The sequence below is a fragment of the Oribacterium sp. oral taxon 108 str. F0425 genome, assembly GCF_000214455.1.
GTDB lineage: Bacteria > Bacillota > Clostridia > Lachnospirales > Lachnospiraceae > Oribacterium > Oribacterium asaccharolyticum.
Genome location: NZ_AFIH01000001.1, coordinates 455059 through 480253 on the forward strand (window position 1 = coordinate 455059; position 25195 = coordinate 480253).

The 25195-nt window shown below is 43.0% G+C and carries 25 protein-coding genes, 1 tRNA gene and 2 pseudogenes; 23 read left to right on the forward strand and 5 right to left on the reverse strand.

Annotated features, from left to right (window positions below; all coding sequences use genetic code 11):
• Window positions 1-12: 12 nt before the first annotated feature.
• The 14 genes and pseudogenes from HMPREF9124_RS02310 (at window position 13) to yaaA (ending at window position 10278) form a co-directional block, all read left to right on the forward strand.
• Window positions 13-1020, forward strand: coding sequence for a proline racemase (locus HMPREF9124_RS02310; protein WP_009429838.1), 1008 nt, complete (start codon window positions 13-15; stop codon window positions 1018-1020).
• Between the two features lie 467 nt (window positions 1021-1487).
• Window positions 1488-1868: a hypothetical protein gene (locus HMPREF9124_RS12150; protein ID WP_242821541.1), complete on the forward strand. Its 381-nt coding sequence runs from the start codon at window positions 1488-1490 to the stop codon at window positions 1866-1868.
• Entirely contained in the window at window positions 1843-2520 is a 678-nt protein-coding gene (locus tag HMPREF9124_RS12155) for a hypothetical protein (RefSeq protein WP_242821542.1), read from the forward strand. The genes HMPREF9124_RS12150 and HMPREF9124_RS12155 overlap by 26 nt, the downstream gene beginning before the upstream one ends.
• A 29-nt stretch (window positions 2521-2549) precedes the next feature.
• Window positions 2550-3314, forward strand: coding sequence for a hypothetical protein (locus HMPREF9124_RS12160; protein WP_009428240.1), 765 nt, complete (start codon window positions 2550-2552; stop codon window positions 3312-3314).
• A 65-nt stretch (window positions 3315-3379) separates the two neighbouring features.
• Window positions 3380-4411 (forward strand): hypothetical protein, encoded by a 1032-nt coding sequence (locus HMPREF9124_RS12165; protein ID WP_009429090.1) that lies wholly within the window; start codon window positions 3380-3382, stop codon window positions 4409-4411.
• Between the two features lie 20 nt (window positions 4412-4431).
• Complete coding sequence (locus HMPREF9124_RS02320; protein ID WP_009428426.1) at window positions 4432-5202, forward strand: hypothetical protein; 771 nt, start codon at window positions 4432-4434, stop codon at window positions 5200-5202.
• Complete coding sequence (locus tag HMPREF9124_RS02325) at window positions 5195-6679, forward strand: membrane protein (protein ID WP_009427920.1); 1485 nt, start codon at window positions 5195-5197, stop codon at window positions 6677-6679. The genes HMPREF9124_RS02320 and HMPREF9124_RS02325 overlap by 8 nt, the downstream gene beginning before the upstream one ends.
• Before the next feature lie 147 nt (window positions 6680-6826).
• Window positions 6827-6898: transfer RNA gene (locus tag HMPREF9124_RS02330), tRNA-Arg, on the forward strand.
• Between the two features lie 159 nt (window positions 6899-7057).
• Window positions 7058-7489: a radical SAM mobile pair system MarR family transcriptional regulator gene (locus HMPREF9124_RS02335; RefSeq protein ID WP_009429520.1), complete on the forward strand. Its 432-nt coding sequence runs from the start codon at window positions 7058-7060 to the stop codon at window positions 7487-7489.
• Window positions 7486-7827, forward strand: a pseudogene (locus tag HMPREF9124_RS02340) (DUF5131 family protein); the annotation flags it as partial. The gene HMPREF9124_RS02335 and the pseudogene HMPREF9124_RS02340, both read left to right, overlap by 4 nt.
• 380 nt (window positions 7828-8207) lie before the next feature.
• Window positions 8208-8612, forward strand: a complete 405-nt coding sequence (locus tag HMPREF9124_RS02345; protein WP_009428815.1) for a YbgA family protein — start codon at window positions 8208-8210, stop codon at window positions 8610-8612.
• Window positions 8596-8964 carry a TIGR02328 family protein gene (locus HMPREF9124_RS02350; RefSeq protein ID WP_009427804.1) on the forward strand — a complete coding sequence of 123 codons (369 nt, stop codon included), beginning with the start codon at window positions 8596-8598 and terminating at the stop codon, window positions 8962-8964. Before HMPREF9124_RS02345 ends, HMPREF9124_RS02350 begins: the two co-directional genes overlap by 17 nt.
• Before the next feature lie 107 nt (window positions 8965-9071).
• On the forward strand, window positions 9072-9527 hold the full coding sequence (bcp, locus tag HMPREF9124_RS02355) for a thioredoxin-dependent thiol peroxidase (RefSeq protein WP_009429852.1): 456 nt from the start codon (window positions 9072-9074) through the stop codon (window positions 9525-9527).
• A 1-nt stretch (window position 9528) separates the two neighbouring features.
• On the forward strand, window positions 9529-10278 hold the full coding sequence (gene yaaA / locus HMPREF9124_RS02360) for a peroxide stress protein YaaA (protein WP_009427912.1): 750 nt from the start codon (window positions 9529-9531) through the stop codon (window positions 10276-10278).
• Between the two features lie 10 nt (window positions 10279-10288).
• Here the strand turns inward: yaaA and HMPREF9124_RS12170 are convergent, their stop codons facing one another.
• Both HMPREF9124_RS12170 and HMPREF9124_RS12830 read right to left on the reverse strand, forming a co-directional pair.
• The gene (locus tag HMPREF9124_RS12170) at window positions 10289-10633 is read right to left on the reverse strand and encodes a helix-turn-helix domain-containing protein (RefSeq protein ID WP_050791194.1); all 345 of its coding nucleotides are present in this window, start codon (window positions 10631-10633) and stop codon (window positions 10289-10291) included.
• Complete coding sequence (locus tag HMPREF9124_RS12830; protein ID WP_009429803.1) at window positions 10534-11091, reverse strand: ATP-binding protein; 558 nt, start codon at window positions 11089-11091, stop codon at window positions 10534-10536. The genes HMPREF9124_RS12170 and HMPREF9124_RS12830 overlap by 100 nt, the downstream gene beginning before the upstream one ends.
• A gap of 211 nt (window positions 11092-11302) precedes the next feature.
• On the opposite strand from HMPREF9124_RS12830, the gene HMPREF9124_RS02370 reads away from it, so the two are divergent.
• The 5 genes from HMPREF9124_RS02370 to HMPREF9124_RS02390 all read left to right on the forward strand — a co-directional run bounded on the left by HMPREF9124_RS02370 (window position 11303) and on the right by HMPREF9124_RS02390 (window position 16958).
• A complete protein-coding gene (locus HMPREF9124_RS02370) occupies window positions 11303-11875 on the forward strand; it encodes a chromate transporter (RefSeq protein ID WP_009429964.1) in 573 nt (190 codons plus the stop codon).
• Complete coding sequence (locus HMPREF9124_RS02375; protein ID WP_036597581.1) at window positions 11872-12426, forward strand: chromate transporter; 555 nt, start codon at window positions 11872-11874, stop codon at window positions 12424-12426. Before HMPREF9124_RS02370 ends, HMPREF9124_RS02375 begins: the two co-directional genes overlap by 4 nt.
• Window positions 12427-12543: 117 nt before the next feature.
• Entirely contained in the window at window positions 12544-13905 is a 1362-nt protein-coding gene (locus HMPREF9124_RS02380; protein ID WP_009428255.1) for an MFS transporter, read from the forward strand.
• A 211-nt stretch (window positions 13906-14116) separates the two neighbouring features.
• Window positions 14117-16021, forward strand: a complete 1905-nt coding sequence (locus HMPREF9124_RS02385; RefSeq protein WP_009428583.1) for a glycoside hydrolase family 2 TIM barrel-domain containing protein — start codon at window positions 14117-14119, stop codon at window positions 16019-16021.
• Window positions 16005-16958, forward strand: a complete 954-nt coding sequence (locus HMPREF9124_RS02390; RefSeq protein WP_009428063.1) for a beta-galactosidase small subunit — start codon at window positions 16005-16007, stop codon at window positions 16956-16958. The genes HMPREF9124_RS02385 and HMPREF9124_RS02390 overlap by 17 nt, the downstream gene beginning before the upstream one ends.
• 107 nt (window positions 16959-17065) lie before the next feature.
• On the opposite strand, the gene HMPREF9124_RS12460 is transcribed toward HMPREF9124_RS02390, so the two are convergent.
• Entirely contained in the window at window positions 17066-17194 is a 129-nt protein-coding gene (locus HMPREF9124_RS12460) for a hypothetical protein (protein ID WP_009429916.1), read from the reverse strand.
• 76 nt (window positions 17195-17270) lie between these two features.
• A pseudogene (locus tag HMPREF9124_RS02395) lies at window positions 17271-17567 on the reverse strand (IS1634 family transposase); the annotation flags it as partial.
• 359 nt (window positions 17568-17926) lie between these two features.
• Here HMPREF9124_RS02395 and HMPREF9124_RS12180 point away from each other — a divergent pair.
• From HMPREF9124_RS12180 to HMPREF9124_RS02410, 3 genes are all read left to right on the forward strand, one after another.
• A complete protein-coding gene (locus HMPREF9124_RS12180) occupies window positions 17927-18199 on the forward strand; it encodes a hypothetical protein (RefSeq protein ID WP_242821543.1) in 273 nt (90 codons plus the stop codon).
• Window positions 18200-18512: 313 nt separating this feature from the next.
• On the forward strand, window positions 18513-20309 hold the full coding sequence (locus tag HMPREF9124_RS11380) for an InlB B-repeat-containing protein (protein ID WP_009429498.1): 1797 nt from the start codon (window positions 18513-18515) through the stop codon (window positions 20307-20309).
• Between the two features lie 26 nt (window positions 20310-20335).
• The gene (locus tag HMPREF9124_RS02410) at window positions 20336-21061 is read left to right on the forward strand and encodes an NAD-dependent protein deacylase (RefSeq protein WP_009428376.1); all 726 of its coding nucleotides are present in this window, start codon (window positions 20336-20338) and stop codon (window positions 21059-21061) included.
• Window positions 21062-21203: 142 nt separating this feature from the next.
• Here the strand turns inward: HMPREF9124_RS02410 and HMPREF9124_RS02415 are convergent, their stop codons facing one another.
• On the reverse strand, window positions 21204-23411 hold the full coding sequence (locus HMPREF9124_RS02415) for a methyl-accepting chemotaxis protein (protein ID WP_009428879.1): 2208 nt from the start codon (window positions 23409-23411) through the stop codon (window positions 21204-21206).
• A gap of 391 nt (window positions 23412-23802) precedes the next feature.
• Here HMPREF9124_RS02415 and brnQ point away from each other — a divergent pair, with 391 nt between their 5' ends.
• Complete coding sequence (brnQ, locus tag HMPREF9124_RS02425; RefSeq protein WP_009429248.1) at window positions 23803-25191, forward strand: branched-chain amino acid transport system II carrier protein; 1389 nt, start codon at window positions 23803-23805, stop codon at window positions 25189-25191.
• Window positions 25192-25195 lie beyond the last annotated feature (4 nt).

Consider the following 25195-nt stretch of genomic DNA (forward strand, 5'->3'; position numbering starts at 1 on the left):
GGGTAAAGAAGAATGGGATTAACAAAAAGTGTTTATGCGGTAGACTCTCATACAGCAGGAGAGTCAACCAGAGTTGTCGTAGGGGGAATCCCTAAGATTCCGGGAAAGTCTATGCCGGAAAAGAAGGAATGGCTGGAGAGCCGGATGGACTATCTTCGGACTGCATTGATGTTGGAGCCCCGAGGACATAATGATATGTTCGGCGCCATTCTTACCGCCCCCACTACAGAGAAAGCGGATTATGGTATCATTTTCATGGACGGAGGCGGATACCTCAACATGTGCGGACACGGTACTATCGGGGCAATGACTGTAGCGGTAGAGACCGGGATGGTGGAAGTCACCGAGCCGATTACAAAGATTGTGCAGGAAGCTCCTGCCGGAATGATTCACGGCGAAGTTTTGGTGGAAGGGGGTAAGGCTAAGACAGTCAGCTTTCAGAATGTTCCCTCCTTTCTCTATAAACAGGATCAGGAGGTGGAGCTTCCCGGATACGGGAGAATTCGCTTTGATATTTCGTTCGGAGGATCGTTCTTCGCCATTGTAAAAGCCGAGCAGGTGGGGCTTTCCATCGTTCCGGAAAATGCGGAGAAGCTAAAAGAGTTGGGAATCGCCTTGCGAGAAATCATCAATCGAGAGATTCCGGTGATGCATCCCACCCTTTCTCATATTCATACGGTGGATCTGGTAGAATGGTGGTCTGAAACGGAAACAGAGGGAGCAACATTAAAGAATTGCGTGGTTTTTGGGAAAGGACAGGTGGATCGCTCTCCCTGCGGGACAGGAACTTCCGCTAAGATGGCAACTCTTTTTGCGAGAGGAGAGTTAAAGGTCGGAGAGCCGTTTTACTACGAGTCTATTCTGGGGACTATTTTTGAAGGAAAAATTCTGGATACCACGAAGGTGGGAGGGTATGATGCGGTTATTCCGCAAATTACCGGCTCGGCCTATATCACTGCATTTAACCATTTTGTGATGGAGGAAAATGATCCCTTAAAGTATGGGTTTGTACTGGAGTAGATTACGGAACAGAAAAGGATGAATAATGCATTGAGAAAAGGGAGTGACAATAGAGAAGTGTGGGGAGAGAAGACGGTTTGTCTCTTCTTGCTTTGTTGTTCATTCTTTTTCTTTTGCCGTTTTTTTGTGGATAGCGGAAATGGGGAGCGTCTGCTGGAGAAAAAAAATTTACTTGCTCTGGGAGAAACGGGTATTTATCTGCTTTACAGCTTTTTCGTTTTATTCTTTCGGAAAAAAACACTGTGTAGCAGAAGAGCATTTCTTTTTTTCCTCTCTTCTCCCCTTCTTCTTGCAGCGTATTTGCACCGCTTTCTTCTTCCGCTTTTACTTTCTTTCTTTTATTTTTTCTTTCTGGCATCGATTCTCGTTTTTTTCTTTCCGGAAAAATAAATCATTTCCTTCAAAGATGTATTTCTTTCCGTTGTTCCGAAAGAGACAAAACGGCAGCATTTCTGGCTTTGCCCTTTGTGCTCATTCAAATTAGTCGCAGTAATATTGCTTTGGACTATGATTCTCTTCGTTACGGACTGAGAAGTGCATGGATTTTATTTTCTCCGGATGGGAAAGGTGGAGGCATTTTATCTTTCTTGCAAGCTTTTTTTTCTTCTCATGGCTTAATCAATGCTGTCTACAGCTATCCGAAAGGATTGGAACTCTTGACCGCTCCGCTTTCTTTTTTGCCGGGGTACGGTTTTTTATTGGCTTTTCAAATCTGGATATACATTGCGATTGCCTTTGTGCTTTACTTCCTTTTAAGAGACCGAAAAGACGCTGAGCTTGCGTTGGGGATTTTGGTTTTTTCTTTTTTCGTCTATCGGAAATATGGCAATCACCATGAAAACCGATAATCTCACTCTTCTTTTACAGCTTTTGAGCCTCTATTTCTATGGGAAGGGAGAGAGAAAGAACAGTCTTTCGATGCTGATTTTAACTTACAGTCTAAAACCCACAGCGGTGGTATTCAGTACCTTGCTTTTCATCGGATTTTTTCTGGATAGTTTGATTAAGGGAACAATCGGTACATTTTTCTTTGGAAAAGGGGAGCCGGAAGAAAAAAGATACTTTCACCCCTTTGACTCGAAAAAAGAGGGATCCACGGCCTTGCTCTTTGTCTCTCTTCTTTTTACTTGTCTGATTACCCTTCGCACTTTTTGGATTACCGGTCTTCCCTTTTCGACTACCTTTACCGGAATTTTTAAAGCCATGGGATTTTCCGTAAAGTGGCCCTTTAATTTGGACGCGCATGTGGATTATAGCGGGGCGCTTTCTCTGCAAGAGACCTTCCTTTCTTTTGTGAAAAGGCTCTTTTTCTTCCTCTTTTATCCGGTGGGGGAGGACATGGCGCATGTCGGTATTGCCTGGAGCGGAATTGCCTTTCCGGCCATTCTCTTCCTTGCCGCCGGAAATGCTTTGAAAATGATTCTTCGCAGGTTCTCACCGGGGAGAAAAAAAGAAAAGGGGGAAGCGAAGGACATAGAGCTTCCGCTTGTTTTTTTCTGATTAGCTTTTTCTCCCTTCTGAGCTTTGTTATGCTCTGGCAGATTGACGGAAATTACTATAGTTTATGGGAGTGCTTGGCGCTTCTTCTTGCATTTGGAAGTCCGCTATGGAAAAAGGAAGAAGAGAAGAAAAAGAGGAAATGGAGGATTTTGCTTGCTCCGTTTCTTTATTTGCCTGCGCTTCTTACAACGCTCTTGACTTCCTGGGCCGGGGCAGTAGGCTTTACACCGATTGATCCGGTAAATAAGGGCTATTATGATCACCTTTCCGTGGAAATGGAGAAGCAGGCGGAGCGGGGAAGTCTTCCCCTGTTTTTGAAAATGGCGGAAAACCCGAGGAATCATATTCTCGCTGTGGCAGAGACTCCGGAATGTTATCGGATTCCTGCCGTGGTAGAGAGTATTACGGATGTGGAGGGCTCCGGAGGAAGTCCGGGACTCTATGACGATCCGCTTTACTTTGCCTGGTTTTTAAAATGGGCGAAGACGGATTACATTTACATAGAAAGATCTTTCCTGGAGGAGGAGAGGGAAGCGCGCGCGAAGGAAATGCTCATACAAATGGCAAACCTTGGTATCCTAATAGAGCCGGAATTTGCAAATTTAACAAAAACGCAAGAGAGTCTTCCGGAATACCTCCTTGTGAAAGTGAATCAGTCTCGCTTAGAATATGCGTGGAGAGAAGAGCCGTATCCTGTTCTCACAAAAGAGGAAGAAGAGGATGCGAAGAGCGTATTGAACTGGATAGACTATGGTCGTGAAGTGAAAATCACTTGTGTACGGGGACCAAGGTGAGAAAATTGATTTCCTACCGGCGGTAGAAAATGAGGGGAAAAGAGCTTTTTTAAGGAGGGGATGGCATGCAAGGAAAGGACAGTACAGAAGAGAATCGTAGAATGCCCGAGAATTATCACTTGCAGGATGATGCAAGCAGGAAGAAAAAAAGGGAGAGAATCTTTACTGTTCTTTTTCTCTTCTGCAGTTTTTGTGCACTGATGATTTTTGCCTTCTATGTCAATCGGCATATTCATATTAAGGCCTTATACATGGATGACCTTTATCTCTTTTCTTTTTTCCGGGAGCAGGATTTCTTTACATTCAGTTTCCCTATCGGAAATGCAGTGCGGTTTCGTCCGGTGTATTGGGCAATCAGCTATATTGAGATGGTCTTTGTGGGAAATGATCCAAACCGCTACTGGTACTTTAATGTGGCATTGAATGGCCTTTTGGCCTGTTTCCTGTGTTATTTTTCTTGGGTGGTTTCGAAGGGAAAGAAAATTGTTTCTTTCTCTTTGGGGATTATTTTTCTGTCTGCTCACTTTGCGTATTACCAGATTGCACAGGCGCTGGGAATACTGGAAACCTTGGCGCTGGGCTTTTCCCTGATTACGCTCTATTTCCTTTACTTGCAGTTAAATGAAGAAAGGCATTTTGTACGAAACCTTGTGCTTTCCCATCTCTTTTTCTTCTTACTAGTCTTTACACACGAAAGATATATTGCTTTACTCCCCCTTTTCTATGTCCCGCTGCTTTTTAGAGGAAGGGTAGGAAAGAACACGGCCGTTAAGGCTACTTCAACAGGAGGAAATAATGCAGAAACAGAATATAAAGGAACAGAGCAAGAGAAATCGGAAACGAGAGGAAATGAAGCAGGAAAAGAAAAAAGAAAGAGGGGAAAAATATCGTTTTTACTTCGTGCATTCTTTTTCTTCTTCCTCTTGCCCAAGCTTATCTTTTTTATGCTATCCGTAAGTTTGCCATTGGCTCTTTCATTCCTAAGGGGACGGGAGGCACGGAAGTTACGGAAAGCTTTAAACTTACCGATGCCCTCCAAAATGCCTTCGCGGAAGTCTACTATATCTTCGGCTTCCAGAAAGGGCCGGAATATCTAAATGGAATCCTCTGGGAAAATGTGGCGGGAAATATTCGAAAGCTGGTATATGCTTCCATCGGCGTACTGGGGATTACGGTGTTTTTATGCTTGATTTTTGCACTGATCCGTATTTTTAAGACGGAGAAAAGCATAGGGAACAGCATAGCAGTGAGCACGGACGGTATTACAGGAACGAACACGGAAAGCAGAACAAAAAGTAGTGCGGGAAAAGAGCAGAAGCGTGTGAAGCTCGCTCGTCTTCGCAGTTTTATCGGAAACAATATTCTCTTTTTGCTTTTTATTGCGCTATGTATTGGGTCTTCTTCCGTGACGATTCGCGTGGAAATGCGCTGGGTTTATGTGAGCTTTGCGGCTTCACTCCTTTATTTCTCGTATTTACTGGGGGTGAGCAGACTGCCCCTCGGTACGCTTTTCTGCCTGGCATTTATTTGTCTGCGCCTTCCGGTAGAGCGCTACTATCGTTCCTATTTTCCGCAGATTTATTTCTGGGAGGATCAGGATCGCATGAATTCCCTTGCCGAGGAGACGATAGAAAAGTATGGTAGAGAGGGCGTTCTCGGGAAGCAGGTTTATATTTTGGAAAATAAATACAAGATGAGTAAGTTCTACGGAGATACCTTCTTTCAGGTGTTTGATGCGGACTTCAGTGGACATGGCACGAAGATTCATTTTATACAGGATCTGACAAGGCTTCCTAAGAATTCGAACCGGGAAAACAGTCTGGTTCTCGAGGAAGTGCCGGAACAAAGAGCTTACAGGGATATTACGGGGGAGGTTTTCCATGAGTAAAGAAAAGTTCCGCGCTTCGTTCCTTCTCTTCGTTTCTATCCTATCCACGGTGTTTCTCGGTTTTTATATCCTGTCCGCCAGCGCGGATATCGTCTATTCCGACTATATCCGCCTGACGAATTCGTATTTGGGCGAGCCTTTCTCTTTCCATGACTTACTGACGAAGGACATCTTGACGAGGATACCCGTGAGCTTCCTTTTTCGGGAAATCAATATCGCTTTTTTCCATTATTCGATTACGTTTGACCGCTTCCTTGGGCTTTTCGGTCTGTTTCTTACGAGCATTCCGCTTCTTCTCTTTATGGCAAAGCGAAGAATAGGCGGTTTTTTCAGTGTTGCGATTTTACTCATTTTCTATAGCTTAAATAAGTGGGAAATGCTCTTGAACGGTTCGGGATATGCGCATTTTCTTTCTTTTGCGCTTTTTTATCTCTTCTTCTATCTCCTTTCTGAAAGAGTCGGAAAGGGCAGTTCCCTTTTGACGCTCTCCGTTTTTCCCTTCCTCTTCCTTCTTACGGGAGGGCCTTATGCTATCGCGGTTTACGGTGCGACCATTCTCTCTCTTTTCTTTTTGTTCTTAGCCGGTAAAATCCGGGACAAAAGAGGGAGCCTCATTCTGCTTCTTTCGAGCTTTGTTTCGACCTTCCTCTATTTTCTCAGTAATCATTATGCGGTCTATGAATATGCCGGGGCGAAAAGCATTTCTCTGAAGGAAGTCTTACTCACGAAAATGACCTTTGTGCTGAAGTTTTTCGGCTTCGGCTTTTCTTCCCTACTTTTTTCCGGAGAAAACTTGGAGGAGTGGCTATCGAGCGGGGCAGTACAAGGAAAGCAACTCTTTCTGCTCGGTGGCTTGATTCTTCTCTTTTTCCTCCTTATGGCGCTTTTCTTCTTGAAGGATTTATTTTTCGGAGAAAAGGGTTCGAGCGACGACTGTATTCCGGGAAAAGAGAAGGACAAGAGTCTGACAGGTCTTTTTCCGGCGCTCCTTCTTCTCCATGGTCTCCTTAGTTTTGCTCTGGTTTTTTTGTCCCGGTACATTTTCCTTCGTCCGGAATATGCCGTGCAGAGCCGTTATGCCTTGCAGTATCAAAGCGCCTTACTCGGTGCATTGCTTCTTTTGTATCTGAATACAGGACGACAGGAAGCGGGAGTGAAAAAAGGCAGAGAGAAAGCAAAGCTTGAAGGGAATACAGAGAAGAAGAGGGGAGCGAAGAGGGCACTGCTTCGAATCATTTCCGTAGGAATCACCCTCCTTTTCTTAGGCGGCACCCTCCATACCGCGAAAACGGAACTTCTGAAGGCGCCTTATCGCAGGCTCCATTATGAAACGATGCTTCACTCTGTGGATCGAATCGAGGAAATGGACGAAGAAGAGCTGGAAAGACTCTATGAATATCGCCATGGGAAAGAAAGAATCTTAAAGGCTTTTTCCATTCTTAAGGAGCGAAAACTGAACTGTTTTTATGGGAAATAGGCAAGAGTTGCCTCCTGTTCAGGAGGCGCTTTTTCTTCAAAACGAGTATCGCTCGCGTAGCGTGCTGCATCGCGTTTTTGCAGCGTGCGGTATTTCGTTTTGGAATTGACAGATTCTCATCCTATGCTAGAATAAAAGAGAAATAGCGTTCTCATAGTTAAATGGATATAACAAGCGCCTCCTAAGCACTAGTTGTGGGTTCGATTCCCGCTGAGAACATTTTTGGGCAGCAATGATGGAAACGTCATTGCTGTTTTTTTAACAAGTAGTGCAAGCAAAGCCTTTTTTCTGTGATAAACAAATGAAACTACCGCTTAAATTATTGACAAGATACTCCTATATAGTATAATTAAAAACTACTATATAGGAGTATTTGTGATGAATGGTGGATTTCTGGTAACAAAAATAAAACAGCTTGGGGACAGAACTTTCGAGCGTATATTGTCAAAGAAAGGCATTGATGCCTTCAACGGAGCGCAGGGAAGAATTCTTTATGCGCTATGGCAGGAGGATGGTGTATCCATCAAAACCGTATCGAAAAAATGCGGACTTGCAATTACATCGCTTACTACCATGCTTGAAAGAATGGAGAAAAGCGGTCTTATTCGCCGTGAACAGGACCAGCAGGATAAGCGAAAAACGCGCCTTTATCTCACTGAAAAATCACATTCATTGAAAGACGATTATGACGACGTTTCCGCCGGAATGGGAAGGATATATTATAAAGGTTTTTCAGAGGATGAGATTATACAGTTTGAGTCATATCTCGAACGTGTTCAGACAAATCTTGAGGGGTGGCGTGAAGAATGAGCATATGTATAAAAGATCGAATACAGAACATGAATCTGGTCATAGGCTGTACTGTGGGCTGTCAATACTGCTACGCGCGTAATAATGTGAAACGCTGGCATATGATTGAAGATTTTTCAAAACCGGAGTTTTTCCCGAGAAAACTTCGTATGATGGATAAACAGCGCCCGCAGAATTCTTTGCTCACGGGAATGAGCGATTTTGCGGGATGGCAGGATGAATGGCGCAGCGAGGTGTTTGCGAAGGTTCGTGAGAATCCACAACATCAGTTTCTTTTTTTGAGCAAGCGTCCGGATTTACTGGATTTTGATACGGATCTTGAAAATTCGTGGTTCGGAAAATACGGGAAAAAGGAAAAAATAAAAAATCCCATACAGTAATAAGATTCAGCGCCTTGACAAGAGGCGCTTTTTTTGCTTATTGGGAGGAGATGTTCGAGGCGCTTAAGAAGTATTTTCAACGGAAAGGCAATACTCTCTCTTGTTATCCTTTTCCCCGGCGAATGCTTTTCGGGGATATGTTGAAGGGTGAATTTTATACTTTTTTCTGCTAATATAGGCGATAATTGAAAAGAGTTTTATGGTTGTCCTAAGCTCTGATTCTAAGTTTGATTCTCGCAGGGAACATCTGCCTTGCAGAAATGATTAGAACTATTCATTCCTGCAATTTTTTAAATATGGAATAGGGATGCTTAAAATAGTTTGAAAGAAGGCGTAAAGTGCAGCACAAGAATATCAAAAAAGACTGTGAAGAGCTCTGGGCAAAAAATAAATATTATGTACTGAGCAAATCCCATAAGGCATATCTGGATATACGAGAGTATTTGAAAGAAAAGGAAGTGGATATTGCATATCTACAGGAAAAAATACAAAGCGTAAAGGATATAGAAGAGAGTAAAAAAGATTTTAATAATGCCATTCTTCATGTATGGGGATATTTCAAAAAAGACGCAAGTGAAACGGAAAAACAAGGATTATTTGAGATATTAGAAGAATATATGAAAGGAGAAAATAGTCAGGAAGCTGTGATTCAATATCTTAACGCTTTACTAAGGAAATATCCCAATCAATATTTAGAGGAATCTACTTTTTTAGCAGGAGAAAATTATGAGACTATGGCATGAACAACTGATTCCCTTATTGCCGAAAAATCAGCTTCTTGGACAACATAGAGAATGCTGTGCACTTAGAGGAAATGGGTGGAATAAGAAGCATAAAACAGTAGATTATGCATTTTCCTATTCTCCGTATCACCTATTTATCTTTCATTCTTTAGTTATGGATGAAATGGAAAAAAGAGGGTATAAGGTTTCTGAAGAGTGGAGAGATAAAAATTATAGAGGAAAGACAGCAGAAAAATACGATAATCTTGAAGAAAAAATGATAGAAAGTCCTATCTACAAAGAGCATAACGGGGAATATCTGCTCGAGTGTATAGAAAACTTGCGAAATAAGGGTATAAAAATAGAACTATAAATGTTTTAATGGTTTTTACTAAAGCTCATTGCTCTCAAAGGGGGAGATGAGCCAATGATTCATGTAGCAAATTTTAGCAAAAAAACCGCTTTTAAAGGAGGATTACTATGTTGGAAGTTGGAACAAAGGCACCGGATTTTACACTCCCGGATCAGAATGGAAACGTACACTCTCTGTCGGATTACAGAGGAAAGAAGGTTATTTTATATTTTTACCCGAAGGACAACACCCCGGGCTGCACGAAGCAGGCTTGCGGCTTTGCAGAACGATATCCCCAGTTTACGGAAAAAGGTGCCGTAGTTTTGGGAATCAGTAAGGACAGCGTGGCTTCGCATAAGAAGTTTGAAGAAAAATACGGTCTGCCCTTTACTATTCTTTCCGATCCGGAGCTTAAAGTCATCCAGGCTTATGATGTTTGGAAGGAAAAAATGAATTACGGCAAGGTTTCCATGGGCGTGGTGCGTAGCACGTATTTGATTGATGAAGAGGGAAAGATTGTCAAGAGCTTTGACAAGGTAAAGGCTGCCGATAACCCGGAGCAAATGCTGGGAGAGCTTAGCTGATATGCGAATCATTCTTTCTCCTGCAAAAAAGATGCGATACGATGAAAATGGGCCGGCTTACCGGGATTTGCCTGTTTTTCTTTCCGATGCGGAAAAGATTAAGTCCGTTCTGAAGGAGAAATCCTTTTCGGAACTCAAGGCACTTTGGGCCTGCAATGACAAGATTACCGAGCAAAATATAGAGCGTCTTTCGTCGATGAATTTAAGAGAGAAACTCACACCGGCCCTTCTTTCCTATGACGGAATTGCCTATCAATACATGGCTCCGACCGTTTTCGAGACGGAGATGCTTTGCTATGTGCAGGAACATCTTCGGATCCTTTCCGGCTTCTATGGAATATTAAAGCCGATGGACGGGGTAAGCCCGTACCGCTTGGAGATGCAGGCTAAGTTTGAACTATATGGTGCGAAAAATCTCTATGACTACTGGGGAGACAGACTGTACAGGGAACTTAGGGACAGTAGCGGAATTATCGTGAATCTCGCGTCAAAGGAATATGCAAAATGCATCGAGAAGTATTTGCAGCCCGGAGACCGCTATATCAGCTGCAATTTTTATGAAGAAGCACAGGAGAAGCCGGTGCAAAAGGGTGTGTATTGCAAGATGGCTCGCGGAGAAATGGTCCGTTTTATGGCGGAAAACCGAGTGGAAGAGCCGGAGGGCATCAAGGATTTTGCTGTAATGGGTTATCGGTATGCTAAAGAACTTTCTTCGGAAAAGGAATATATATTTGTGAGGAAAAAAGCCTAAGGATATCATTTTACAGGTTTGTCTTATAGCGTGTCGTAAGGCTACCCCCCAGCTTAATAATCTGCCCTCGATTTACCATGGTTTTTAGAATACGGCCGGCAGTGGACTGGCTGACTTCCAGCAGCTCTTGTACTTCTTTTCTTGTAATTTCTTTCTGCGCGGAAAGGACTTGTAGGATTTTTTCTTCAGCAGATAGAAGCGTAGCAGAGGGCGCTACGGAAGATGAATCTACAGAATAGTAGACACTATCCTCTTTTACGATTTGTCCTGCATTGGTATTGGGAAGGACGATTTTAAAGGCATTATCGCTACAGATGATGGAGGGCTGTTTCCATTTTCCAAAGTAGCTGTCCATGATTTTTTAATGCCGGTTCCATAGGCCTCTATTAATTGCAAACGATAGAAGACATTGGCTAGTTGAGGGTTTCTACAAACAGAAATTCCCATTTTTATATCATCGAGTTCCAAGCCGGGGAGTAGCCCGCCCAAAGTGACAAACTCCATGTGATCTTTATAAATGCTGATGAGGGTGTCAGCGTGGATGGAGTAATCCCGATGGACAAGAGAGTTGAGAAGTGCTTCTCGGACTGCCACTTCCGAATAGTCTCTATTGTCAATACGCAGTAGCTTATGAAAGCTTGCATGGACTTGATTATGGAAGTCGATATAGTCATATACATCATGAAGCTGTTGCATAAGGGAACCGGAAAATTCTCTTCGGTCTTTAAAGATATTTTTTAAGGAATCAAAACTTAAGCTTTGCTTGATAGAACGCATCTCTTCAAAACTGTCACCGTCCGATTCTTTAATCATTTGCCGGATGGCTGTATCACTTGGGGCTCGTTTAAGGAATTCAAACAGGCAATATACTGCTGATAGTGCCAGTCTTGCTTGCGATAATAGGCATATATTTTGTCGATGGAACTTGCAACTTTTTGAGTTACAACTGTTAAACTGTTAAAATCGACACTACACATTTTTTAATGTTTTTTCTGACATAAAACCATACGAAGGAAAGGAATCTATGGAAGAGAAAGACAGAAAATTCGTTCTATGGAAACTCTTTATATCAACATTATATTTAAGCACGTTTACGTTTGGTGGCGGATATGTCATTGTTACGTTGATGAAGAAAAAATTTGTGGATGAGTATCACTGGATTAAAGAAGAGGAAATGCTGGATTTAGTAGCTATAGCACAATCTTCCCCGGGAGCAATTGCTGTAAACGGAGCAATAGTGGTAGGATATAAGTTGGTAGGTATCTCCGGTGCTATGGTAGCCATCTTAGGCACGATCCTGCCACCATTTCTCATATTGTCTATTGTTTCTATGTTCTATCAGGCTTTTCGCAGCAATTGGTTTATTAGTTGGATGCTGGAGGGGATGCAGGCTGGAGTAGGTGCGGTTATTGTATCTGTTACGATTGATATGGGAATCCCAATTGTAAAAGAGAAGGATATAGTATCCCTTCTAATTATGATGTTGGTATTTGTAGCATCGTATATATTTGGTGTTAATGTAGTCTACATAGTGCTTGCGTGTGGTGCATTCGGAACCATTAGGACTCTCCTTTGTACAAGGAGTGCGATTAAATGATATATTTACAGTTATTTTGGAGCTTTGTACAGATTGGATTGTTTAGCTTTGGAGGCGGATATGCTGCGATGCCGCTTATTCAAGGGCAGGTGGTGACAGCACATGGGTGGCTATCGATAGCAGAGTTTACAGATTTAATTACCATATCCCAAATGACACCTGGACCGATTGCGGTTAACTCAGCTACATTTGTTGGACTAAAAATTGCCGGAGTACCAGGAGCCATAGTTGCCACACTAGGTTGTATATTGCCGTCCTGTATTATTGTTACGCTACTGGCAAAATTGTACTTGAAATATCGAAAACTGGATATACTTCAAGGAATACTTCATTCTTTACGTCCCGGGGTTGTAGCTATGATTGCTTCTTCAGGAGCTTTCATTCTTGTGAATGCCTTTTTTGGGGGAAAGCAAGGTATCTTATTACAAACAAAATGGGAAATGGTGGCCATATTTATAGTTGCGTTATTGCTTCTCAGAAAGACAAAAATAAATCCTATAAGTGTTATGCTTATCGCTGGCGTTCTAAGAGTAGTAAGCTCTATCTTCTAAACAGTATGATTTTTACAATATAATAAAAATGCCGGTCCTTAAGGACCGGCTAAAAAACGAAATCCATGTGGGTTATCTATAGTATATACAAAAAGACGAAGGAGGACATAATATCTAATGGACGAAAAAAAGTATTTGAAGTGGTATAACAAGCTTGGTTATGGCTCCGGTGATTTGGCAGGAAATGTAGTTTATGCATTTCTTTCGTCATTTGTAATGCTATATCTTACCAATACAGTAGGGTTAAATCCCGGTATCGTAGGAACTTTAATCATGGTGTCAAAATTATTTGACGGCATAAGCGACATGTTTTTTGGAACGATGATTGATAAAACAAAGAGTAAACTGGGGAAAGCAAGACCGTGGATGCTTTATGCATATATTGGCTGTGCCGTGACTCTTGTGGCCAATTTTGCCATTCCGGATAACTTAGGAATGACGGCACAATATGCTTGGTTCTTCCTTGCCTATACACTCCTAAATGCGGTGTTTTTTACTGCTAATAACATTGCGTATGCTTCTCTGGTTACCTTCTGCACCAAAAATAGTAAGGAACGTGTGGAAATGGGTTCACTTCGTTTCATTTTTGCGTTTTCAACAAGCTTAATCATCCAGTCTGTTACTGTTCAGTTTGTTCGATATCTTGGCGGTGCTGCTGCCGCATGGAGAACGGTTGCCATTATATATGCCGTTATAGGATTGGTAGTCAATACAATTTCCGTTTTCTCTATTAAGGAGCTGTCAGAAGAAGAATTAAATGCAGGAAAAGAGCATATCGAAGAGAAATACGGTTTAATCGAAGCTGCCAAACTCCTTTTCTCCAATAAATATTATCTTATGATTTGCATGGCTTATATTTGCCAGCAGATTTATTCTGCTATGCTGAATATGGGTATTTATTACATGATTTATATTCTTAAGAATGAGAATTTGTATTCCGTGTTTTCTTGGGCAATTAATATTCCGGTTATTATTGCCATGTGTATTACACCGATGCTGGTTGAAAAGATGAATGGTCTATATCGGATGAATCTTGCCGGCTATATATTAGGTACGGCAGGTCGTGTTGGTGTGATTTTTGCCGGCTATATGGGAAGTGTGCCTTTGATGCTGGCCTTTACTGCAATTGCCGCACTGGGAATGGCGCCTTGGCAAGGAGACATGGGGGCAGTTGTAGCAAGCTGCTCTGAATATACCTATCTTACAAAACGCAAGCATATTGATGGAACGATGTACTCCTGTACATCTTTTGGAACCAAGATTGGAGGTGGCATAGGAGTTGCTCTTTGCGGATGGCTACTGGAAGCCAGCGGTTTTGTTAAAGAGTCTGCCGTACAACCGGAATCCTGTTTGAGTATGCTTTATGTCATGTATTTGTGGATTCCGATGATTTTGTCATTATGTATAACTTTTATCATGTCTAAAATGAATGTTGAAGAGGCAAATCAGCAGCTGAAAGCACAAATAGAGGGACATTGATATGACGGATCCTGCAATCACCGCGGAGCTAAGTCAGCAAGAAGATGATGGATTTTCAACATAAGAAAACGAAAATGCTTGAAGTGCACATTGAAGATTCGAGAGTAGCACCTATCATTTCCTTTATCGGAGTTTATTAAAACAGTAGAGTATTGTTCACGAACGCCCTTGAGGATAGGTATCAGAGGTTTGCAAAAAAGAAAGGAGCCCTATGAACGCTTGCATAAAATGGTTGGATAATCCGGAAATTTTTCGTGTGAATCAATTGGATGCACATAGTGACCATTCATACTATATGGATTATGCGGATATGGGAAAAACGGATAATCCTTTATCACAGTCGCTGAATGGTCAGTGGGAGTTTGCTTTTAGCAAAAATGCAGCGAGTAGGCCCGGCAACTTTTATGAAGAGGGATTTGATGCTTCCGGTTTTGATAAAATCATGGTGCCGGGGCATATCGAACTGGCCGGATATGATAAGATTCGCTATATCAATACCATGTATCCATGGGAAGGCAAAGAGTACCACCGAGGTGCGTATAGCCTGGACAGCACGGGAGCAGAGGAAGGGATGTTTTCGGAAGCGAGCTATAATCCTGTGGGCTCTTATCTTAAACATTTTGATTTAAAACCGACGATGCTTGGAAAAAGAATCCGCATTTGCTTCGAAGGAGTAGAGGAAGCGATGTATTTGTGGATTAATGGGAAGTTTGTGGGTTATGCTGAGGATAGTTTTACACCCTCTGAGTTTGATCTTACACCGTATATTCGTGAAAAAAATAATATCCTTGCCGTACAGGTTCATAAAATGAGTACAGCAGCATTTTTGGAAGATCAGGACTTCTTCCGTTTCTTTGGAATCTTTAGAAATGTTACGTTGAAAGCAGTGCCGGATGTCCATATGGAGGATGTGTGGTTTAAGCCTGTATTGAACCCGGACAATGAACATGGAAGTGTAGCGGTGAGCATGAAAGTATCTGTCCGAAAGCAAGTCGCTGTCCATGCGCAGTTTGTGTTGAGAGATAGAGAAGGGAATGTGGTTGCGGAGAACAGTGTTCCATTACAAGTCTTAAATGGAAACCTCACGGGAGAAATATATACGGATGTTGGCGTAATTAAATCTTGGGATAACCACCACCCCTATCTATATCAAGCAACAATTGCGTTAAAAAATGCCGAGAATGGAGAGTTACTGGAGCTTGTACCGTATGATATTGGCTTTAGAAGAGTAGAAATCATTGATAAGGTCATTTATCTAAATGGAAAGCGTCTCGTTATCACAGGGGTTAACCGTCATGAATGGAGCCCAAAGACCGGAAGATGCATCGGAATGGAGGAGATGCATTCCGATATGGCATGTATTTTGAAAAATAATATCAATTCCGTACGTACCTGCCATTATCCGGATCAAATCCCCTGGTATTTTCTTTGCGATGAAGCCGGAATTTATGTCATGGCAGAGTGCAATCTTGAAAGCCATGGAAGTTTTCAAAAGCTCGGTGCTATTGAACCGTCTTGCAACGTGCCGGGGTCTATTCCCCAGTGGAAAGAAGCTGTTATGGATCGTGCAAGAACCAGCTTTGAAACTTTTAAAAACCATACTTCGATTTTATTCTGGTCTCTAGGAAATGAGTCCTATGCAGGCGATGACATCGAGGCTATGAACGTTTATTTTAAGGATAAGAAGGATGGACGTTTAGTTCATTATGAAAGTTCCTATTATAATAGAGCATACGAAGATACAATTTCAGATATTGAGAGCAGGATGTACGCAAAACCTAAGGATGTAGCGGAATATTTAAGTGATAAACCGAAAAAGCCGTACATTTTATGCGAGTTTATGCATGATATGGGGAACTCAATGGGCGGCCTTGGGGATTACATGAAGCTGATTGATGAATTCGACCTGTATCAAGGCGGATTTATTTGGGACTTCATAGATCAGGCAATCTTGGTAAAAGATCCGGTTACAGGGAAGGATGTTCTCCGTTATGGCGGTGATTTTGAAGATCGACCTGCCGATTATGAATTTTCTGCAAACGGCATTTTATTCGCAGACCGTAGAGAGAAACCGGCAATGCAGGAAGTGAGGTATTACTATGGCTTATACAGATAATGAAAAATTAAGGGTGGTATATGGCGATTTTACTCTTGGCGTACATGGAGAGGGGTTTAGTTACATTTTTTCCTATGCCCAGGGGGGGCTTGAATCGATAGTGAAGGATGGATATGAATGGCTATTCCGGTGCCCTAAGCCTACATTTTGGAGGGCTTTGACAGATAACGACAGAGGAAGTAAATTTCACATTAAAAGTGGTCATTGGCTAGCAGCGGATATGTTTATTGATTGTCAGGACATTACGGTCATTATGGATGGAGCGGTGCAGAATTGTAAGGCACCGGATAACAACAGTTATGGTGGAGATGTATCGGCAAATGAGATTACGGTCAAGTATCTGTATAAGACCATTTCTGTTCCCGTCACAACGGTTATGGTATCATATACCGTAAATACTTCCGGGAAAATCAAAGTAGATGTACACTACGATGGCAAGAAGGATCTTCCGGAATTTCCGGTTTTTGGCATAAGGTTTATTATGCCCACACTTGCAGAAAAGTATATTTATAAAGGCTTGTCAGGAGAGACGTATCCGGATCGAAAAGCGGGTGCGCAACAAGGTGTATTTGAAGTTACCGACCTGAGCTTGACCCCTTATATTGTGCCTCAGGAATGTGGTATGAGAATGGATACGGAATGGCTTGAAGTTACGCGCCGTACAAGTTTGGACAACAGCAAAACGGATGGATCGAATCACACGCTTCGGATTGAAAAGGCAGACGCCAAATTCGATTTTTCATGTCTGCCCTATACTGCAAGTGAAATAGAGAATGCTTTACACCACGAAGAATTACCGCCGGCGAGAAGAACGGTATTGTGCATCTATGGTGCAGTTCGTGGTGTTGGTGGCATAGACAGTTGGGGAACCGATGTTGAAGAGGCTTATCATATCAGTGCAGAAAAAGATATCGACTATTCGTTCTATATTTGCTGATAGGAAATGACATAGCATGCTATTCCTAATCTTATGGACAGAAGGAGATATTACGAGTGTTATTGGTGTAGAGAGTCAAGAGCCCATAAACGGCGTAATTACGCCATTTATGAGCTCTTGTTTTCTTTAATACTTATAATCGTTGCCACGTCATCTTCCAGGTTTGTGCATACGGCGTAGAAACCGTCATAATGTTCCTCTTCCGTGGCAACATCTTCATCTATCGAAGGGATCATTTTATCTGCAATCTCGCCGTCAGAAGTACAGTGATTCTGACGCATAAAACGCTTGGAATCGTTCGGACGTTTTTCTGATGTCCTTCAGAAAGAGGTAGCCTACGTTTACGCTACGGCAGCTTTCTTTCTTAATCAAGGTCGAAGAGGAGTACTTAAGCATAATGTCTTTTTTTGAAGCTTTTTCTTCTGCGGAGCGTTTGGCAGCGTACTGCTTTGCCCACTCCAGCGGAGTAAGATCTCCGCAAACCTTCAGAAGTTCATCTTCCGAACCAATCTTCTCTATAGTCTTAGTAGTGGATTTACCATCTACCCAAACTGATTTACTCAGGTAATAGATGCTCTGATTTTTCGATTTTGATACAGAGACTTTCATGACGCAGCCCCTCCATGCGCCCGTTATACCACACATAGCTGAATATAGAGCCGGTGTATATTTGATAAAATTTGACAAAAAAATACAGGATTTTCAAGGCCTGAGGAGATTTTGGAACGATTAACTGTCAAACTCCCGCATGGTCTTGTAGGAAATAAGAGGGGACTTTTATCCTCCCTTCTCATTGGAATGCTCTTGTGCTTTACCATTTTGATTTCTCTCTTCCCAATTGTGTGGGTAGTCTTATCCTCCTTTAAAGTAATGCGGCGATTTTGTCTGATCCCTTTTCTTTACCTACAAGTTTTTCTCTGGAGCCCTACAGCTATATTTTTTCCAAATACGATTTTGTAGGGTGTTTTTTGAATTCTACCTTGGTTTCTCTTTCGGCAACCTTACTGGCTCTACTGATTTATGCCATGGGAGCCTATGTCTTTGCCAAGTATAACTTTCCGGGGAAAAATCTTCTTTTTATTCTGTATTCCATTACCCTTTTGGTGCCGGCACAGTCCAAGGCTCAGCCCATCTTTTTCCTGTTGATTCATCTAAACCTCTATGATTCTTTGCCGGGACTCAGCCTTGTGTACATTTCCATGGGACTGGCCATGAGTATCTTTGTGTTAATGCGGCTTTGACGGTGGTGGTCTTACCGGGAATTCTACTCTATGCGGCAATGGAGGAGCAGGTGCAGACGGCTATGTAATTAGTGAATTTTGCTTCATGATAAGAAAAAAGGAAGACAAGAGAAGGGAAGTTTGTTAAAATAAGCAAAAAAAGCAAGTTTTTTAATTGTGGGCGCAATTATTCTTTTTTCTTTTACGAAATACAGAAAGGAGCTTATATGAAAAGTAGGAAAAATGCAGGAGTAGAGACCGGACATTCCCTTATAACAAGGAACAAAAGTAGAGCATATGGTATTGCATTGCTTATGATTCTTTTCTTTTACTTATGCCCAAAGTAAGTTTTGCAGGAGATCAGCTAATTCCGGAAGTTAGATTAACCGGTTCACCGACTTCGATAAGTGCCGGAACATTGCCGGATCCAAATGTGAAATCGGAAACTGCGCATGTAAAAGCAAGAGTGTTTGAGTATTATTTAACAGCTTTAAAGCATGGATACGACTGGCGGTGGTGGAACGAAAATGAAGATTACTGGGATGACTTTAGAGTAGGTAAGAAATCCGAGTATCATTATCATACACCGATTGCATATGCGGATGGAACCAGATATGGGTTAAAAGTATGGATTACAACCGATGAGGGATATTCTATTGATGAAAGTACCAAGATATATTTTAATAACCAGGAATATAACAATGTAGGAAAGACGAAGATATATTGTTATGGAAGAGATTCTTATGTGACACTGGACCTAGGAATTGCGACGGGGACTGCAAATCTATATACCATAGAGTATGATTCCAAAGGAGGTTCAGCGATTCCTTCGCAGACAGTAGAAGAGGGGCATCTGTCTGCTTTGTGGCAAAGTCCAAAGAAGGACGCCTGTACCTTTCTTGGCTGGTATCTGGATGAGGAAGGAACGAGAGAGTTTGATAATAAGGAGCCGATTCGAGAGAATATGACTCTTTATGCCAAGTGGAGGGTTAATAAACTTTTGCCGGAAATCCGCCTCTACAGCGATACAACAGTTCTATCTGCCGGAGTTGTTCCGATTGTGAAAGTTAAGTCAACTACGGAACAGGTTTATCAGGTATTTCTCCCTGATAGTAATGAGGTCTGGCAACACTGGGACGAAATGTTTGAAAACTGGGAGCCTCTTTCAAAGACTGGGAGTATGGTTGCGAAGAAAGATGGTACTGTATATGGACTTTGGATTCAACTTTTTTTCCAAGATGGCTACTATGTCAATGAAAAGACGAAGGTATACTTTAACGATCGGGAATGCCTTTCTTTAGGACACACAGCGTTTTATCCCAAGAGCTCTATGGGGTGGGAATATGCCCATCTGTATTTGGACTACGGAAGAGTGGGAACCGGTGTTTTCTCTGACCGGAGCCAGTTTGAAGAAGACAGTATAACCGGAGATTCTTCTATTGAAGATTCGGATGGTAATGGAAACAGTGGAAGTGAAAGCGGTAGTCATTCCGATAGTTCCGGCAGTGGTGGTACCGACAGTTCTTCCGCTTCAGGAAGCGTTAGTACCGGTAGTGGCAGTTCCTCCGGCTCATTGGGGAGCAGTGCCGGAAACTTTTCCGGCGGAGGCGGCAGTAGCACAGGAGCTTCTTCCGGCGGAGGCGGTGCAAGCGGATCGGCAAAGGTAAGTTCAGGAACTGCGGGACAGGTACTTGGCGTAGAGCGTCCTTCCTTTGACGGAAAATGGATGCAGGACGCGAAGGGCTGGTGGATTCAATACGGTGATGGAAGCTATCCAAGGAATGAATGGAAGCTTCTGCCCTGGAACAATACTACTGCATGGTATTTCTTCGACGAGGCGGGCTATATGAAGACCGGCTGGCTGAATCATAACGGGAAATGGTATTTCCTTTCTACCGTTTCAGACGGCTCCCTTGGGGCAATGAAGACCGGCTGGCTGCAGGATACGAGTGACGGAAACTGGTATTATTTGGATTCCGTAAGCGGGGAAATGAAAACAGGATGGCAAGAAGTTAGCGGAAAGCGGTACTATCTTAATACGGAAAAGTCTCGTCCCTTCGGTGCAATGTACCGAAATGAAAAAACGCCTGACGGAATGCAGGTCGATGAAAGCGGTGCAAGAATCGGCTGAACAAGCGGAAAGGAGCCGTGAACAGCATGTACGAAGATAAAATTGCCGCTTTACAGGAAATCATTGACGAAAGCGAGAATATCGTATTTTTCGGTGGAGCGGGCGTTTCCACGGAAAGCGGGATTCCGGACTTTCGGAGTGAGGACGGGCTCTACCGGAAAAAGTACAGTTATCCGCCGGAACAAATCATCAGCCACAGTTTTTTTCTTACGAAGCCGGAAGTATTTTACCGCTTCTATAAAGAAAAGATGCTTTGTCTTGATGCGGAGCCGAATGCGGCACATCGGAAACTCACGGAGCTGGAGCAAGTCGGGAAATTGAAAGCGGTGGTAACACAGAATATTGACGGACTGCATCAGAAGGCGGGGAGTAAGATAGTTTATGAACTGCACGGCAGTATCCACCGGAACTATTGCCTTAGTTGCCACAAGTTTTATCCTGCAAAGTTTATCAAAGAGTCGGATGGGGTTCCTCATTGTTCCTGTGGCGGAGTCATCAAGCCGGATGTGGTGCTATATGAAGAAAGCTTAGACAGTAAGACGATAGAGGGCGCCGTTACGGCAATTACGAAGGCGGATACACTGATAATTGGCGGGACCTCCCTTGTGGTCTATCCTGCAGCAGGCTTTATCGATTATTTCCGGGGAAAGCACCTTGTGCTTATCAATAAAGCGGAGACGGGAAGGGCGGTGAGAGCGGAGCTCTCTATTCATGCTCCGATAGGGGAGATTTTGGGAAAAATTGTCCTATAAGCCGGAAATCAGAATAGAACAAAGAAAAAGTGCCGCACGCTGTTTACCGTGCGACACTTTTCTCTTTATTCATAACGAGTATCGTGCGCAAAGCGTGCGATATCTCGTTTAACGAGTGCTATGTGATAAAGCACCGATCCTTTTATTTTAATGTGAACTTACTCATCAGGTCATTGAGAATCTGTGCCTGTCCGGAAAGCTCTTCCGAAGCGGCTGCGGACTCTTCCGCAGTTGCGGTGTTACTTTGCACAACAGAGGAAATCTGATCCATTCCGACGCTGATTTGCGTAATGCCTTCCGATTCGGATTCGGAGGCCGCAGCAATATCCTTGATAATCCGGTTAATCGTTTCGGTTCTTTCAGAGACATTCTGAAGGGATACGGCGGTTTCATCGGAAATCTTGGCACCCTTCGCAATGGCATCAATTGCTTCGGCAATCAATTCACCGGTATTTTGCGCAGCCTTTGCGGATTTCTGTGCCAGGTTTCCAACCTCATCTGCAACGACCGCAAAGCCCTTTCCGGCTGCGCCTGCTCTGGCCGCTTCAATGGCCGCATTTAAAGACAGGATGTTCGTCTGGAAAGCGATATCGTCAATGGTCTTGATAATCTTACTGATTTCATTGGACTTCTCGGTAATATCTTGCATAGCCAAAGACAGTTCACTCATCTTGCCATTACTTTCACATACGGCAGCTCCGGCATCCTTACTCATAGAAGAGGCTTTTTCCGCCATGAGAGCGGTATCCTTAATCTTATCGGAGATATCATTCATGGTGGCGCTTAACTCTTCAATAGAGGAAGCCTGCTCGGTCGCACCCTGTGACAGGGATTGAGAAGCGCTGCTGACCTGCTCCGCACCGTTATTGACCTGATCTGCGGAAGACGAAATTTCCGAAACGGTATTGGATAAGTCATCGGTAATATCTTTAAGGGAGTTCAGTAAGGGGCGGTAGGCACCCTGGTAATAGCCGTGTTCGTCTTCCAAATTCATGGCGAAGTTACCGTGTGAGAGTTCCGTAAGTTTCTCGGACAGGTCGGTGATAATGGAGCGGATGCGGTCTACTACACTCTTCATAGCCTGCATCAATTCCCCGATTTCATCTTCTCTCTTGTAATTGAATGCAATATCAAAATTACCGTCGGAAAGTTTCTTTCCGGCATCGGATACAAGCTTTAAAGGCTTAAGGCTCTTTCGGATAATTACGGTTGTAATGATGCAAAGAGCAATGACACAAAGTACACCGAAAAGAACGCCCATATTGACCATTCTATCCACTTCTCTGTCGTAGTCCGCTTCGGTGATAGAGAGACGAACCCACCAGAGTCTTCCGTTTAAGTCAATGGGATTATAAAATTCTCTTTTCTCCACGCCGAGTTCATTTACAATTTTGCGACTGAAGGCCTTTCCTGTATCAAAGCCCGACTGAATCTGAGACATGGCTTTTTCCGGTAAAATGTCCTTTAATGCTCTGCCGTTGAAATCCGGATTTTCACTGTAGATTACGCCGCTCTCATCCATTACGTTGGTAAACATACTCGGGAAGTTTGCGTCTTTCTGGTGGATGGTGCTCAATACGGAAGCATTCACATCCGTAATGATGGTTCCTTTAAATTCTCCATTTACAATAATGGGATTGCTAAAGGTCATTTCCGTATACTTTTCACCATTTTCCTCTTCCGTATAGAGGTCGGTCGCATATTTTGACTTGGATTCTTTTACAGTCTGATAATAATCCTCATCCGCAATATCTTCATATTGATAGTTTGTAAGGACCATTTCCTTTTTACTGCTTTGTGTCATATAGGGAGAATAGTCCCGCACATTGGGGAGAAAGGCATTCGGCTCCATCAGAACCCCCGCTCCGATAACATCGGGGTTTCCTTCCAGCAAGGAGTAGATGGAGTTAACGATGAAAACCTCTCCCACATGCTTACTGTAGGAGATTTCGGAGTTTACAATCTGGCTTCGAAGGGTCACGGGGCCCATGGGAGCAGTAGACTCGGGTTCTTCGCCATCCGCAGTGGCAATCTTCCAGGGATTAACCGGTGCGGCCCCCGGTGTTTCGGGAGGTGCACTTAAAATCATTTGGACACCATAGAGGAGGTTATCCGAAATACTCTCTACATTGGAAACGACAGACTCAAAGCCTGAGCTTGCCGCCTTTGCCTTATCACTTAAATTATCATCAATCTTTTTATCAATGGCAACTTCAAAAGAATGAATCAGACAATACAAAAGTGCAGTTAAAAATAGGAAGGTGATGGCACCCAGAAAAAGAGACATTCTGGTACTTAACTTCAGTTTTTTAAAGAAGTCACCCTTCTTCCGGCTTCTGACTTGTTTCATTTTGCTTTCCTCCTTGAAAGTGAATCCAAAGTCCTTAAAAACTGCCGTATGGAACAAAACGACAGTCCGATTCTCAAACAGGCAAGTCGAGATGATTCTCCGGCAGCCTGTGCACGTCTTATAGATAATCGGTTAAAAGAAGAAAAAGATAAATCAAATTACCGAGAGAAGAAAAAAGAATATCGTTAGAGCGATAATCGCATAGTTGTAGCAGTTGCAGCTCGAAAAGGCGCAATATCCCGTTTGGAAATAGGCAAATGCAGTCTTCCATGCTATACTCTCTAAGCGGTTTGGTAAAGTACGGCATGAGCAGGCATAAAAAATCCGGAATGGAATGGAAATATAGAAAAAGATTCTACATGCTCCACAAAGGGGATGTAGGGAGAGGTTTATGGAAAAAAAGATAGGTTTTAGAGAAATAGTATTTGTGGCATCCATGTTTTTTGGCATGCTTTTCGGAGCGGGAAATTTGATTTTCCCGGTTTCCATGGGACAAAAGGCGGGAATGGAAACACTCTTGGCAAGTCTGGGATTCTGTATTACGGGAGTGGGACTACCCCTGCTTTCCGTTGTGGCAATGGCGGTGAGCAAGACTTCCAGTATGACCGATATGGCAAGGCTTGTGGGAAAGAGATTTTCCTACTTTTTTACAACCCTGCTCTACCTTTGTATTGGTCCTCTTTTTGCTATCCCGAGAACGGCCACCGTACCGTTTCAGGTGGGGATGGTACCCTATTTGCCGGAAAATACACATAAAATGATGCTTTTTCTTTTCAGTTTGCTCTTTTTCGGGATTGCCCTTGTTTTATCCTTGAAGCCGGGAAAGCTGCTGACTTACGTGGGAAAGGTTTTAAACCCTATCTTTCTTCTTTTCTTAAGTGTCTTGCTTCTTACGGCGCTCATTTTCCCGATGGGGAAAATGGAAGCCTTTCCCGCCACGGCAGGGTATGAGGAAGGGAGTCTCTTAAAAGGCTTATTTGAAGGCTATAACACCATGGACGTGGTGGGGGCCTTGGCCTTCGGAAATATTCTGATTCAAACCATTCGTACCCTACAAGGGGAGAATGCAGTCGGGGAAGAGAACCGGGCAACGGAACAGATTCCTTTTGTAACGATGCTTTCCGGGGCTATGGCGGCAGGGATGATGGTGGTGATTTACTTCGCGCTGGCCATAGTAGGTGCACAGAGTCGTGCCGTGTTTTCCGTGCAGGAAAACGGAGGAGATGTTTTGCACTCGGTTTCTACGTACTATTTCAAAAGTTATGGAGGAATACTGCTTGCCGTTATTATTTTCTTCTCTTGCTTAAAGACTGCGGTAGGGCTGATTACTTCCACGGCAATGGCCTTTGTGGAAATGTTTCCGAAGAGTCTGCCATACAAGGCTTATGTTTGTCTCTTCACCTTCTTTTCCTTTGCAATATCGAATGTAGGATTAAGTAAAATCATTTCTTACAGTGTGCCGGCTCTCTTCTTTATTTATCCCATGAGTATGGTCTTGATTGTGCTTTGCCTTTTCGGGCGCTTTTATGATTTCAGTGGCAAGGTCTTCCGATATTGCATTTATTTTACACTTCCCTTTGCGTTTCTGGATTCCTTGAAAATACTCCTGAAGGGCGGACTGAAGGACTTTTCTTTCAGCCATAGCTTGCTGTCTCTCTTTGGGCATATTCCTTTGTTTAATAAAGGATTGACTTGGCTGATTCCGTCTCTCTTGGGCTTCGCCTTAGGCATATTTTTATGGTATACTGATAAAGTTCGAGAAAAAAGCGGAACAGTCTGATTTT